The sequence below is a fragment of the Anaerotignum faecicola genome (assembly GCF_003865035.1).
GTDB classification, from domain to species: domain Bacteria; phylum Bacillota; class Clostridia; order Lachnospirales; family Anaerotignaceae; genus Anaerotignum_A; species Anaerotignum_A faecicola.
This window is the reverse complement of the sequence record NZ_BHVZ01000014.1, coordinates 114,295-127,668: the sequence shown is the minus strand read 5'-3', so window position 1 is coordinate 127,668 and position 13,374 is coordinate 114,295. Positions and strand designations below refer to the sequence as shown.

13 protein-coding genes are annotated in these 13,374 nt (G+C 48.5%); 1 reads left to right on the top strand and 12 read right to left on the bottom strand.

Annotated elements, in window-relative coordinates:
- Positions 1-9: 9 nt before the first annotated feature.
- From EJE48_RS10640 to EJE48_RS10615, 6 genes are all read right to left on the bottom strand, one after another.
- Complete coding sequence (locus tag EJE48_RS10640; RefSeq protein WP_118580944.1) at positions 10-1,143, bottom strand: Nif3-like dinuclear metal center hexameric protein; 1,134 nt, start codon at positions 1,141-1,143, stop codon at positions 10-12.
- Entirely contained in the window at positions 1,134-1,820 is a 687-nt protein-coding gene (locus tag EJE48_RS10635) for a tRNA (adenine(22)-N(1))-methyltransferase (RefSeq protein ID WP_118580947.1), read from the bottom strand. The genes EJE48_RS10640 and EJE48_RS10635 overlap by 10 nt, the downstream gene beginning before the upstream one ends.
- A 77-nt stretch (positions 1,821-1,897) precedes the next feature.
- On the bottom strand, positions 1,898-2,983 hold the full coding sequence (rpoD, locus tag EJE48_RS10630; protein ID WP_016406645.1) for an RNA polymerase sigma factor RpoD: 1,086 nt from the start codon (positions 2,981-2,983) through the stop codon (positions 1,898-1,900).
- Between the two features lie 38 nt (positions 2,984-3,021).
- On the bottom strand, positions 3,022-4,800 hold the full coding sequence (dnaG, locus tag EJE48_RS10625; RefSeq protein WP_118580950.1) for a DNA primase: 1,779 nt from the start codon (positions 4,798-4,800) through the stop codon (positions 3,022-3,024).
- Between the two features lie 445 nt (positions 4,801-5,245).
- The gene (locus EJE48_RS10620; RefSeq protein WP_016406643.1) at positions 5,246-6,259 is read right to left on the bottom strand and encodes a deoxyguanosinetriphosphate triphosphohydrolase; all 1,014 of its coding nucleotides are present in this window, start codon (positions 6,257-6,259) and stop codon (positions 5,246-5,248) included.
- 131 nt (positions 6,260-6,390) lie between these two features.
- Positions 6,391-7,182, bottom strand: coding sequence for a metallophosphoesterase (locus EJE48_RS10615; RefSeq protein ID WP_016406642.1), 792 nt, complete (start codon positions 7,180-7,182; stop codon positions 6,391-6,393).
- A 143-nt stretch (positions 7,183-7,325) separates the two neighbouring features.
- Here EJE48_RS10615 and EJE48_RS10610 point away from each other — a divergent pair, with 143 nt between their 5' ends.
- Positions 7,326-7,535 carry a hypothetical protein gene (locus EJE48_RS10610; RefSeq protein ID WP_118580953.1) on the top strand — a complete coding sequence of 70 codons (210 nt, stop codon included), beginning with the start codon at positions 7,326-7,328 and terminating at the stop codon, positions 7,533-7,535.
- A 26-nt stretch (positions 7,536-7,561) separates the two neighbouring features.
- On the opposite strand, the gene EJE48_RS10605 is transcribed toward EJE48_RS10610, so the two are convergent.
- The 6 genes from EJE48_RS10605 to EJE48_RS10575 form a co-directional block, all read right to left on the bottom strand.
- Positions 7,562-7,819, bottom strand: coding sequence for a hypothetical protein (locus EJE48_RS10605; protein ID WP_118580956.1), 258 nt, complete (start codon positions 7,817-7,819; stop codon positions 7,562-7,564).
- Positions 7,820-7,821: 2 nt separating this feature from the next.
- The gene (locus EJE48_RS10600) at positions 7,822-8,262 is read right to left on the bottom strand and encodes a hypothetical protein (RefSeq protein WP_118580959.1); all 441 of its coding nucleotides are present in this window, start codon (positions 8,260-8,262) and stop codon (positions 7,822-7,824) included.
- Between the two features lie 311 nt (positions 8,263-8,573).
- A complete protein-coding gene (locus EJE48_RS10590; protein ID WP_118580962.1) occupies positions 8,574-9,641 on the bottom strand; it encodes an FUSC family protein in 1,068 nt (355 codons plus the stop codon).
- A gap of 416 nt (positions 9,642-10,057) precedes the next feature.
- The gene (locus tag EJE48_RS10585) at positions 10,058-11,347 is read right to left on the bottom strand and encodes a TRAP transporter large permease (RefSeq protein WP_124984562.1); all 1,290 of its coding nucleotides are present in this window, start codon (positions 11,345-11,347) and stop codon (positions 10,058-10,060) included.
- Positions 11,344-11,832 (bottom strand): TRAP transporter small permease, encoded by a 489-nt coding sequence (locus EJE48_RS10580; RefSeq protein ID WP_124984561.1) that lies wholly within the window; start codon positions 11,830-11,832, stop codon positions 11,344-11,346. Before EJE48_RS10580 ends, EJE48_RS10585 begins: the two co-directional genes overlap by 4 nt.
- 23 nt (positions 11,833-11,855) lie before the next feature.
- On the bottom strand, positions 11,856-12,974 hold the full coding sequence (locus EJE48_RS10575) for a TRAP transporter substrate-binding protein (protein WP_124984560.1): 1,119 nt from the start codon (positions 12,972-12,974) through the stop codon (positions 11,856-11,858).
- Positions 12,975-13,374 lie beyond the last annotated feature (400 nt).

Below are 13,374 nucleotides of genomic sequence, written 5' to 3'. Positions count from 1 at the left end.
CTTCCCTCCTTACTCTATCGTCCAGAAGGTCTGCCCATCCACCGCGGAGCAGACAACCTCGATATTCCAACCGTTTTCCTTTGCCGCCGCCTGCAATTTTTCCTGCAGAACAGGCACAATCAGCACCTCGCTCGCGTAATGCGTCACATCCGCAACGGCAATGCCCAGCTCGACCGCCTTCTGCGCTTCATGATATTTGATATCCGCCGTCAGATAGGCATCACAGCCCTTCGCCGCCGCCAGAGAAACAAATTCCACCCCTGTGCCTGTGCAAAGACCGACGCGCTTGACAGGGTTTTCCCCGTCCCCGACCAGACGAATGGCATCCAGACCAAGCCTTTCCTTCAACTGCTTTGCAAAATCCCTGAAGGGGATTGCCTGCGGCAGCTCTCCAATGCGCCCAATGCCCTCCTTTTTCCCTGTCTGTTCCACAGGATAAATGTCATACGCCGCTTCCTCATAGGGGTGTGCCGCAAGCATTGCCTGCACAACGGCGTGTACCTTCTCAGCAGGAACAATCGTTTCCAGACGGATTTCATCCGCCGTTTCCAGTCTGCCCTGCTCACCAAAGAAGGGATTTGTCCCCTCCAAAGGAAGAAAGGTTCCCTTCCCTGCCGCGCCAAAGGTGCAATGGGAATAGGCACCGATATGCCCTGCCCCTGCGCCGCACATGGCATCACGCACCGCCTGTTCATACCCCGCAGGAACATAAACCACGATTTTTTTCAGGCTCTCCGCCCATGTTTCCTCCAGAATCTCAATATTCTTCAAGCCTGCCAGCTCCGCCAGCACATCATTTGTACCGCCTGCGGCAACATCCAGATTCGTATGCGCGGAGAAAGCGGCAATGTTATTCTGAATCAGATTAAAAATGCGTTTCCCCAGAAGGGTATCCGCCGTAATGCTCTCGATTTTGCGGAACAGCAGCATCGGGTGATGCGTCACAATCATATCCGCACCAATGCGCTTTGCTTCCTCCACAACAGGATCAATCACATCCAGTGCCACCAGAATTTTTTTCACCTCTCGCTCCGGATCACCGATGGCAAGCCCCGGCTTATCCCAGTTCTCCGCCAGCTTTTTCGGTGCGATTTCCTCCATCACACCCATGATATCCTTTACCCTTACAGCTTTTACAGACATTCCAACGCCTCCCTCATCAAAGCCAGCTTCTTCTCCACCTCCGGCAGACGCTTTTGTGCGTTTTCCGTCGGGTTCTTCTTAAGATTTTCAAGCAAACGGCTGTATTTTCCTTCTTCGTGCAGAAGCACCTCTTTTAAAATAGGGTCTTTCTTCTCCAACAGCCTTTTGCCGTAAAGATACTCAATCTCCCTGTCGTAATGCTCCTCTGCCCTTTCGCACCGCATCAGCACATACGGTTTATTCTCCTCTTTCAGTGTATGCTCCTCTCGGATGGCAAATCCGATTTGATGTAAATATTTTCGAACCGCACCGAAATCGCGCTGCGGCGAAAGCACCAGCTCCTTGAGGCTATCCGCCACCTCCGGGCTGTCCTGCAAAATATGTACAATCAGCATGCCGCCCATCCCTGCCATAATTGCCGTTTCCGCTTCACCGGGGCGCAGAGGGGTTAAGCCGCTGCCAAGGCGCGTTTCAATGACATCCTCCGCACCGTAAAGCGCAATATTTTTTCTGCATTTTTCCAAAGGCCCCTTGCGTACATCGCAGGCGTATGCCTTTTTGATTCTGCCCTGCTTGTATAAATAAATAGGGACATAGCCATGGTCTGTGCCGATATCCGCAATCCGCTCCTGCGTCACCAGACCTGCGACCATCTCCAATCGTTTTGATAACTCCATAGCCTCGACTCCTTATTTTCAAAAAAAGGGCGCAGCAAATATCTCTATTTGTTTCGCCCTCTTTTGTTCCAATTCTCTTATTCAAGATAATCCTTCAGCTTTTTGCTTCTGCTGGGGTGGCGCAGCTTACGCAGAGCCTTTGCTTCAATCTGGCGGATACGTTCTCTGGTAACATTGAATTCCTTACCAACCTCCTCCAGTGTTCTTGCTCTGCCGTCATCTAGACCAAAACGCAGACGCAGCACCTTTTCTTCTCTTTCCGTCAGCGTATCCAGAACCTCCATCAGCTGTTCCTTCAAAAGCGTAAACGCTGCGGCTTCCGCAGGTGCGGGGATATCGTCATCGGGGATAAAGTCACCCAGATGGCTGTCCTCCTCCTCACCGATAGGCGTTTCCAGAGAAACCGGCTCCTGTGCGATTTTCATAATTTCACGCACCTTCTCCTCCGGCATCTGCATTTCCACAGCCAGTTCCTCTGCGGTCGGTTCTCTGCCCAGTTCCTGCAAAAGCTGTCTGGAAATACGAATCAGCTTATTGATGGTTTCCACCATGTGTACGGGGATACGAATCGTTCTTGCCTGATCTGCAATCGCTCTTGTGATTGCCTGACGAATCCACCATGTCGCATATGTGGAGAATTTAAAGCCCTTATGGAAGTCGAATTTTTCAACTGCCTTAATCAGCCCCAGATTGCCCTCCTGAATCAGGTCAAGAAAGAGCATCCCTCGCCCAACGTATCTTTTTGCAATGCTGACAACCAGACGCAGGTTGGCCTCTGCCAGTTTCTTCTTGGCAGCTTCGCCCTCAGGGCCGCCCTCCTCCATCTTCTGCGCCAGTTCGATTTCTTCTTCTGCCGTCAGAAGGGGCACCTTACCGATTTCCTTGAGGTACATTCTGACGGGGTCATCAATATTGATGCCTTCGGGGAGAGTCAGGTCAAGCTCCTTCTCAACCTCCTCCTCCGCTTCGATATTCCCCAGAATATCAATATTCTGACTTTCCAGATACTCATAGATTCTGTCAATGCGGTCGGGGTCCAGATCCAAATCCGCCAGATGATCCATGATCTCCTTATATTCCAGTACATTCTTTTTCTTTTTGGCCAGCTGCACCAGTTCCTCCAGCTTGGTCAATAATGTTGTTTCTTCGACGGATTTCAACATGATCCTTCCTTTCTCTCTGTTCCTATAGTCTAACCATATCAAATGGTAATATACAGGGAATCCAGTTTTCTCTTGGCATCCACCAGCCGTTGTATCTCCTCAACGGTTGCGGCGTTTGCCGTCAAATGGTCGATTTTCGTCCGTTTCAGCCGTTTTACCTGTTCATTGATGGCTTTTTCCATATCTGCCCCGTTTTCTGTCGGCAGCTGTACGGCAAAAATCTCTGTCACCTGCTTCTGTTCCTTTGCATCCTCAAAGCGGCTGACCAAATCGGCAGGGAACACATGGCCTGCATTCTGCCACAAATCCCCGATATCGCCGAAGGTGCGCCAATAAATTCCTTCTGTAAAATCATCCTCTTCCAGAATCTCTTTGAGCGTATCATAGATGCCCTGATGCTGGGCGGCATAATATAACAAGCTTCTCTGGGCTTCCAGAAGCCCTTTATCCTTTCTTCTGCCCTCCGGCGTGTAATTCTTCAGATTCTGCTGCCGCTTTTCGGCCTCCCTTTGGTAAGCCGCATCCTCTTTTTGCACCAGCTTCCGAATTTCACTGCGGATGGCCTCCTCCTCCACGCCTGTCACCCTGCTTACCTCTCCAAGGTAAACATTACGCTCAATCTCACTGTCCAGCTTTGCAAGGATTTCCGCCGCCTCTGTGGCAAAGCGAACCCTGTGCTCCGGATTTTTGAGATTATATTTGCGCTGTATGCAGGCAATTTCAAAGGATATATAATGCACAGCATTCACCAACAGCTTGGAAAATTCCGCTGCACCCTTTGCCTTGATAAATTCATCGGGATCCTTTCCGTCCGGCACCTGTGTCACCTTCACATGAAAGCCGTTTTTCACCAATACGGGAATGGCGCGAAGTGCGGCATTGGTGCCTGCCTCATCGCTGTCATACAGCAAAATCACATCATCCGCAAAGCGCTTCAGCGTTCTTGCATGCTCCTGATTGAAGGCTGTTCCCAATGATGCCACTACGTTATGGAACCCTGCCTGATAGATGGAAAGCATATCCATATAGCCCTCCACCAGAATCAGCTCTCGTTTTCTCGTCTGCTTCGCAAAATTCAGTCCATACAGATTCCTGCTTTTGCTGAACAGAATCGTTTCGGGTGAATTCAGATATTTCGGCTCACCCTTGGCAAGTATCCTGCCGCCGAAGCCGACCACACGCCCCTGTACATCAAAAATGGGGAACATCAGCCTGCCGCGGAAACGGTCATGGTAGCCCTTGCCATCCTTATTTTCCAGCACAAGCCCTGTTTTCAAAATCTCCGAAACCTTGAAGCCCTTCTCCTGCAAATGCCTGAAAAGCGCATCGTAGCTGTCCGGAGAGTAGCCTATGCCGAATTTTCTTGCCATACGGGGGTCCATCTGCCGTTTTTGCAGATAGGCTCTCGCCTCTGCCCCCTCCTCCTCCTGCAAGGCTTCATAAAAGAACCTCCCTGCCAGGGTGTGCATTTCAAATAATCGTTTCTTGAGCTGCTCCGCCGCGATTGCCTGCGCGTTTTTTTCCGGTTCGGGCAGGGTAATATGCGCCCGCTCCGCCAGACGCTTCATGGCTTCGGGGAAATCGCAGTTTTCCATCTCCATTAAAAAGGAAAACACATTTCCTGCCGCGCCGCAGCCGAAGCAATAATAAAACTGCTTTTCGCTGTTGACGGAAAAGGATGCCGTTTTTTCATTATGAAACGGACAAAGCCCAAAATAGGAGCTGCCCTTTTGCTTCAGCGGCACATACTGGGAAATGACCTCTACGATATCATTTTGCAGCCGCACCTCATCCACGACCTCCCTCGGATATCTCATGGCATCATCCCCCCTTCCATAACAGTCGAAAAGGAAGTTCTTTCACTCCCTTTTATATACTAAATTCGACACATTTGAGAAAAATCCTTCTCCTTGTATACATTTTGTAGAAATCAACAAAAATTTTGCAAAAAAGCCTTGACTTTTTCAAACTATGTGCAAAATGCAAGAATATTTTACCCCAAAATTGGTATCTTTTTCAGCCTGTAGCCAAAGTGATTTCGGGCAGCGGAAGGGCTTGGGAAACAAACTATTCATTACTTTGCTACGCAAAGCAGGCTTCGCCTGCCGCCCCTTCTTGAGCGGTAAGTAGTTTCCCAAATGGAATCCGCAGACGGAATTCACTTCCGTCGAGGAAAACAGGGCGTTTCAAGGTTTACCGCCGGAACGCATCTGTTTATTCTTCTGTCCAAACAAGTCGAAATCCTGATTTCGACTTACCCTTTCAAAGGATGGTCCATTCCTGCGGAATAAAAAGCGTCTTATACTTTGCAACGGCAAAGCGATCCGTCATGCAGGCAATATAATCGCAAACCACCTGCCGCACCGGATCTCCGTCATCCAGAAGTGCCTGAAACTCTCCCGACATTTCCTCCGGATATTCCAAATAATAATCAAATAAATCCCCCACGATTTTCTCCGCCTTTTTATGCTCCGCCACCGCAATATCACTGGCATACACATGACGGAACATAAAGGCACGCAGCTCCTTTAGGGTCTGCCGCATTTCCTCGCTCATGCGGATATCGTTGATGCCCATGCTGTGAAAAATGGTATCCCGCACCATGGCATTGATGCGGCTGCTGGAGCGTGTGCCGATGCGCGCAACAATATCCCTTGGGATATCCTTCGGCTTGAGCATGCCTGCGCGGATGGCATCGTCAATATCGTGGTTCGTATAAGCAATCTTATCGGAAAGCTGCACGATTTTCCCCTCTAAGGTAGCAGGATTGCCGCTTGTGCGATGGTTCAGAATCCCGTCCCGCACCTCCCAGGTCAGGTTCAGTCCGCGTCCGTCCTTTTCCAGACGCTCCACCACACGCAGACTCTGCACATTATGCGCGAAGCCGCCCGTATCCCTGCAAAGCTCATCCAGCTTGCGCTCGCCTGCATGCCCAAAGGGGGTATGCCCTAAATCATGCCCAAGGGCAATCGCCTCGGTCAAGTCCTCATTCAGCCGCAATGCGCGCGCAATGCTTCTGGCAATCTGCGAAACCTCAAGCGTGTGCGTCAGCCGTGTCCGATAATGGTCGCCCTCAGGGGAAATAAACACCTGTGTTTTGTGCTTCATGCGGCGGAAGGATTTACAATGGATGATACGGTCTCTGTCACGCTGAAAATCCGTCCGAATGTCGCATTTTTCCTCAGGTCTTTCCCTGCCCCTCGTCCGGCTGCTTTTTGCTGCATATTCCCCAAGGATTTTCTCCTCCAATTCCTCCTGAAACCGCCGTAATTCCATAGCAATCCCTCCTTTTCCGCCTTTCGTATCAGTCGAAATTTTTCCTATTACTTTTAGAATACGCCATTTTCCCGAAAATTCCTTTTTCTGCACGAAAAAAAGCCTTAAAGCTTCCGATTCTCTAAGACTTTTCATTCCTCCGGCACCTTTCCGCCGCCGTGATATTCCGCATATTTTTTGCCGCGCACCTGCACAAATTCAATTTCCGGGTAGCGCAATGCTGTCAGATAGCCGCCATAAACACAGCCCTGATCGATATCAACGGTACGGTTGATGATTTCGGGTCTTTCCGCCACCGTATGCCCATAGACCACAAAGGGCTGCCCGTCATATTCCGCCGCCCAGTCCAAACGCTCAGGCTTACCGTTTTCGTCAAAATTACCCGTTGTTTCGCCATATAAACAAACCGCACGTATTTTATTGGAAAATTTTCCGATGGATTCGGGACGCAAGCCCCCATGCACCACCGCAAGACGCTTTCTGTCCAGCAGAAGATAAAAGCATTGGCTCTCATAGCAGCGCATATATCGGCTGCGAAACACCATGCGTTCTTCCTTCGGGAGTGCCTCCAGCTCCGCTACCGTCCGCTCCAGTCCGTGTGACAGATGCACACGATTCCCCAGAAAATAGCGGTACAGCTTATTGCAATGGTTGCCATGCACCCAGAATGCGCCGCCGTTATTGACCTGCTCAATCCAGAAATCCAGACACGCCAGATTCTGACAGCCCTTATCCGCCACATCTCCCACGGAAATCAGCCTTCTGCCCTCCGGATGCGTATAACAGCCATCCTTTTTCTCATAGCCGAGCCTTTCTATCAGCTCCATCAGCTCATCATAGCAGCCATGCACATCCCCAATGATATCAAATTTATTTTCTCGAAATTCCAGAATACGGAAATTTCGTTCTCTGCGCTCCTTCATTTACAGCTTCCTTTCAGGAGTTTTCTTTTTTCTCGTTTCTCTTATGATATATGATACCACAAAAGCCTGTTTATTTATAGGAAAAACATAAAAAACTTTTTTAAGCATACACTATAAAGGAAAGAAAACCCACGGAGGCTGTCATGTATTCTCGAAAAAAAATCCCTGCGCCCTTCGGCAAACCGCAGAAAACAGCCGAAAAAAAGAAGGAAGCCACCACAGCTTTTTCCCAAAAGGAAACCTCAAAAGAACCCATTTTTCTTCACGCGGAGGAAAAAACAATGCCGCAAGGCGGCGGCTCGCCTGTGCTTGCAATGCTGCTGCTGGAGCTGCTTTCCGCAAAAAAAGAGTGACGAAAAATCGCCGCTCTTTTTTCATTTCAGATTCCCATCATCTGCATCAGCTGTGTCAGCTGCTTCTGCTCCTGTTCGGGCAGGCTTGCCGCCACCGCCGCAAGCAAAGCCTTCTGCTCCTCCGGCGCAAGCGGTCCCCCTTCAGATAATTTTTCGCCATATTCCAGAAAAATATCCAGACGCTCCATGCCGCTTTTCCCTCTGCATTTTTCTGCCGCCTCCTGCATCAGGCGCAGCCGTTCCTCGCCCAATGCCTGCACCTGTGGCATTTCCCATGCGTTCATTTTCATTCCCCCTGCCCCAGAATTTCCTTCATATCCATCATTTTCAGCAGCAGCTGCACCTGTCCGCGTTCCTGCTGTGATACATATTTTTCAACCGCCTGCAAAAGCTTCTTCTGCCGCAGACGCAGCGGCTCCTCCTGCCGCTCTCTGGTTTCCAGAAGCTCACTGCCCATCACGCGCCGCAGCTCCATCAGCCGCACCACCAGATACAGTTCCTTCTGATATTCCCGATTCAAAAAGGGAATGGCGGCGGAAATCATATTTTCCCTGCGGCTGCGCGAAAACACATCCGCTTCCTCCTGCGGCGCAGGTGGCAATGCCGTATCCTGCGGCGCACCCAGCAGCCTTTGCAGTCTCTGCATCCGCAGGAGCATTTTTGCCGCATCCTGCCCTTCCTCTCCCATCAATGCCGAAAGCATTTCCATCTGTTTCTGTTCTGCCACAGCACTTCCCCCCTTTTTCTTTCTCAAATAAAGATATGCAGGGCTGTGCCGAAAAATGCTTTTTCACATATTTTGATAAGGAAAGGAGATGCTTGCCATGTCTTTGATGAAGCGCATCTTTTCCACAGAATCCACCGGCAAAAGGCTTTCCATCGCCTTTCTGGATACGGGAATTTCCCCTGTGGCGGATTTTATTCTGCCTGAAAACAGGATTATTGCCTTCCGGGATTTTATCAACGGAAGGACAGCGCCGTATGATGATAACGGTCACGGGACACATGTCACGGCATCCGAAGAACGCATTTTCCGCATTAGATATTCTGCTCTCCTGCTATCCTTCTTCCCGTCACCCGTTCCATCACCCAATAAAACGCAACGCAGAACAGCAGGGCAAACACAACCCCAAACACATTTTGCGCCACACGAAGCCCCACTGCACCCTTGAGGCCGTAAAGCTCCTCTGCAATGGCAAGCGCACCAAAGGTATTAAACACTGCCTGCCAGCCATACTTCGCAGAAAAGCCAACGCCGATACCGCCAAGGATTCCGATATAGGCATAAATCGAGGTAGGCAGAAGGGTATATAGCACCAGAAAGCAAAGCACCCCTGCCACGTTGCCGATGATTCTGTTTTTCACCCGCGCCTGCATATCTGCCATCAGCGGCACAATGGCAGACATCGCCGCAATGCCTGCCCACATGGCACGGGGCATTTTGCACAGCTCCGCAAGAAAAAGCACCATGGGTACGCAGATAATCTGGCAAAGCTGCCAATTTGTGCGGGAGGAGGTCAGATCAAATGCCTGCAAAACCCCCTTAATTCCTGTTTGATAGGTGCGGCTTTTATGGTTTCTGTAAAACACCAGACAGGAAAGCAGTGCGCCGACAGCCATGGCAATCAAACGCATCCGGTAGCTGTCTCCCGAAACATCATATCCATAAAGCAGCAGGTATCCCAAAACCAGAGTGGACTGATTATACATAAACGGATTATGGCACCCGAAAATAACAAGAAACGCAAGTGCCGCCACATTCAAAAGCAACGCCGGCAGTGGTGCTGCCTGCTGTGCCAAATGCGGAAAAACCGCCATATCCACAAAAAATAACGCCAGCAGCAGGGTAGATTGCCCTGTATGCAGCCCAAAATCCGCATTGCGGAATACCATTAAGCACAATAAAACAACAACGCCCACAACGCTGTTTTCGTTACCGAATAAAATGCTGAACACGCTGACGAATGCAAAGCAAAACAGCATTGTAATTGCAACCTTTGCCAGATAAACCAATGCGTGATAGCGCCTTTCCTGTGCCGTTTCACTCTTTCGCAGCAGCTCCTTTGAGCCGGCCTGATTTAATTGCAGCTCCTGATAAAATGTCATACTTTTCCATTCCTTCCGTTTCGTTTTTTATTTTGCAAAAAACGGCAGTATCGCCTGCCGCATTTCTGTTTGCCTTTCGTACGCCGCTTCATTGGCGTAAGCCTCGCAATGAGGCTATCTTTTCTATTATAGCACGCTTTTCTGTTTTGTAAAACATTCTTTTTCAAAGCGTCCGTAAACAAAAATTTTCCGCAGTATAGCAATAGCCCCTCTCCCATGCAGGGAGAGGGGCTACGCGGAGTTCAATATGAGCCACATCTATTTAGGATAGATGAAGGTCAACGAGTTTTAACCGTAGTAATAAAACATACAAAGTGCTGTCATCAAAATGATGCCGCAGTCCAGCAATCTTTGCACTATTCTTCTTGAAATACTCATATTTACCAACTCCTTGAGAAGCTTTTAACAATACTGTCTTAGCCCATCAGATTAGGCAAGAACATGGAAATTGCAGGGATATAGGTGATGCACAGCAGTGTAATAATCATCAGTGCCAAGAAGGGAATGATACCCTTAATAACCGTATCCAATGTGGTTTCGCCAACACGGGAGGCAACGAAAAGGTTTACGCCCAGTGGAGGTGTGATGAAACCGATTGCAAGGTTTACTACCATGATGATACCGAAGTGTGTTACATCTACGCCCATTGCTGTTACAACGGGGTACAGGATGGGTGCCAGAATCATGATGGCACACAGTGTTTCCATAAAGCAGCCAACAATCAGCAGCAGCACGTTGATAAGCAGCAGAATTACAATCTTGCTGTCTGTCAGTGCCAGCATTGCGGATGCAACTGTGGTAGGGATACGACCCAGTGTCAGAACCTTGGAGAAACCGGCAGCACAGCCGATAACAATCAGGATGGATGCTGTTGTTTCACAGGCGTTTTTGGTACACTGAATCAGCTTTTTCAGATCCAGCTCTCTGTAGATGACACAGCCAACGATGATACTGTAGATTACAGATACCGCAGCTGCCTCTGTCGGGGTAAAGATACCGCCATAGATACCGCCCAGAATGATAACGGGGGAAAGGATTGCCCAGAAGCCTTCCTTTGTTTCGCGCAATGCTCTCTTTACGGAGAAGGGTTCGTCATCGCCCTTGTAGCCCATCTTCTTTGCATAGAAGTAGGAATACGCAATCAGTACCAGACCAATCAGGATACCGGGTACGAAGCCTGCCAGGAACAGTGTAGATACGGAGCTGTTTGTTGTTACAGCGTAGATAACCATAGGGATACTGGGAGGGATGATAACACCGATGGAACCGGCAGCAGCAATCAGCGCCAGTACGAATTTTTTATCATAGCCCTTTTCCAGCATGGTAGGGATAACCATACCGCCTACCGCCGCAACAGTTGCCGGGCCGGAGCCGGAAATTGCCGCGAAGAACATACATACAACAACGGTTACGATTGCCAGACCACCTTGGATTCTGCCGAAGAATACGTTCGCCAGATTCAGCAGTCTTTTGGAAATGCCGCCGCCGCCCATCAATTCACCTGCGAAGATGAAGAAGGGAATCGCCATGGTAGGGAAGGAGTCGCAGCCTGTTACCATGTTCTGTGCGATAAAGCCGAATGTCAGCTGTTTTGTGTAAAGAATGTAGCCCAGAGATGCAATACCCAGAGAGAAACCAATGGGAACTGTCAGCACCAGACAAGCAATCAATGTAAGAAATACTACTGCAGCAATAGAACCTGTCATGCCTCAGTCACCTCCTCGTGATTTTTCAACGCCTTGATTCTTCTGTAAATGCACTGCAGCTGACGAATTGCTGTCAGCCCCATGCCGATCATAGGTGCCGCATATACGAACTGCATAGGAATACGCATTGCGGGAGACATCTGACCGGACCATGCAATCTTGCCGAATACAGTATAGCCTGTTACAGCAATAAAGATAGCAAAGCCCAGAACAATCAATTCACTGAGGATTTCGATGTAAGGACGTGCCTTTTTAGGATACAAATTGATTGCAGCATCAATACGGATGTGCTTTTCTCTTCTTGCGGTATAGCTTACGGAGAAGTATACCAGCCATACGAACATATATCTTGCCATTTCTTCAGACCATGTCAGAGAGTTCTGGAACACATAACGACATACAACCTGAATGAAAATGATAATACTCATTGCGAAAATCAGTGGAATCATGAAAAATTCTTCCACATGGTCTAAAACCCATTTCATAGTATTTTACGCCCCTTTCCTTTTTAGCCTTCTTCAGGGAATTTTTCCTTTGCCTTGGCAACTTCCTTATACAGCAGGTCTACCACATCGGGATTGGTTACCTTTTCATAAGCCATTTCCTTCAGTCCTTCGCAAGCCTTCACCATTTCGGCCTTAACCGCAGGATCCAAGTCGCTATACTGCATGGTGCCGCAGTTTTTGATGTTTTCCAGTGCAACCTTTTCATATTCGTCACATCTCTGACGTTCATAAGCAACTGCTTCATCAGAAACCTTCAGCACGATTTCCTGCTGTTCGGGAGTCAGCGCATCAAATTTATCTTTACTCATCAGAATCAGGTAAGGAGAGTAAATGTGTTTTGTATATGTATAGTGGCTCTGTACTTCATAGAATTTTGTCTGCCATGTCAGCTCCGCACCGTTATCCTGTGCGTCTACTGTTTTCTGCTGCAGTGCTGTAAACAGCTCTGTGAACGCCATGGGTGTGGGGTTCGCGCCGTAGTTTTTCCACTGCTGCAGCTGCAGCTCGTTTTCCATAATACGAATCTTAACGCCCTTCAAATCGGACATATCGTTGATAGGCTTGTTGGTAGACAGTGTACGGAACGAATTTTCCTGCCATTGCAGCAGCTTAAAGCCGGATTCCTCCAGACCATCTGCCAGTCTGTCGCCCAGAGGCCCGTCCAGAACCTCATAAACCTGCTGCTTGTTATCAAACAGCCAAGGAATATCCAGACAGAAAATGTCATTTTCAAAGGATGCTACCGTTGCGTTTGTTGCCAGAACGATGTCATAGTTACCAAACTGACAGCCCTCCAGCAGCTCACGTTCAGAACCAAGCACGTTGTCGGTGTAAATATCACAGCTCAATGCGCCGTCGGATTCCTGCTCCAGACGCATTTTGAAAAACTTTGCAGCGTCAATTGTCGCAGGCGCATTCCCCAGTGCATAAATGAAGTGATAGCAGTCATCCTTCAATTTTACGCCGGAATCAAAATTTACGGGTTCGACCTTCTTTTCTACGAAACCCTTTTTAACTGTTGCTGTGTCTGCCTCTGCTGCATCATCGGAACCACCGCAGCCCGCCAGACCAATCACTGTGACCGCTGCCAGAGCAGCAGCAAGGCCTCTCTTTAAGAACATAATATTCCCTCCTCATATTGAACTCTAAAGTCCGGTGTGTTGCATTTGGATTTCCTTTTCTTCGGTTGGACCCCACCGAAGGGAAGGACTCCTCTTTTGTTTCTTTGTTTCTTTGTTTCTCTCTCGTTTTTCATTTGTATCACAAATATCGCAAAACAAATCTTCTTTTTCGCGAAAAAAGTTTTATTTGAGATATAAAACATCTTTTTTATGATTATATATTTGTCTTTCTTGTGCGTCAAGAGATAAAAAAGACGAAAAACAAGTGTCTTTTCGTGTAAAAAAATCCTATTTTTTGTGTAAAATATCCAATATAAACTAATTTTACTGCATTTTGAAACTTTTATAAGACACTTTTCGTCCCACATAAAACTATTTTTTATTTAATTTCTAGTTTTTT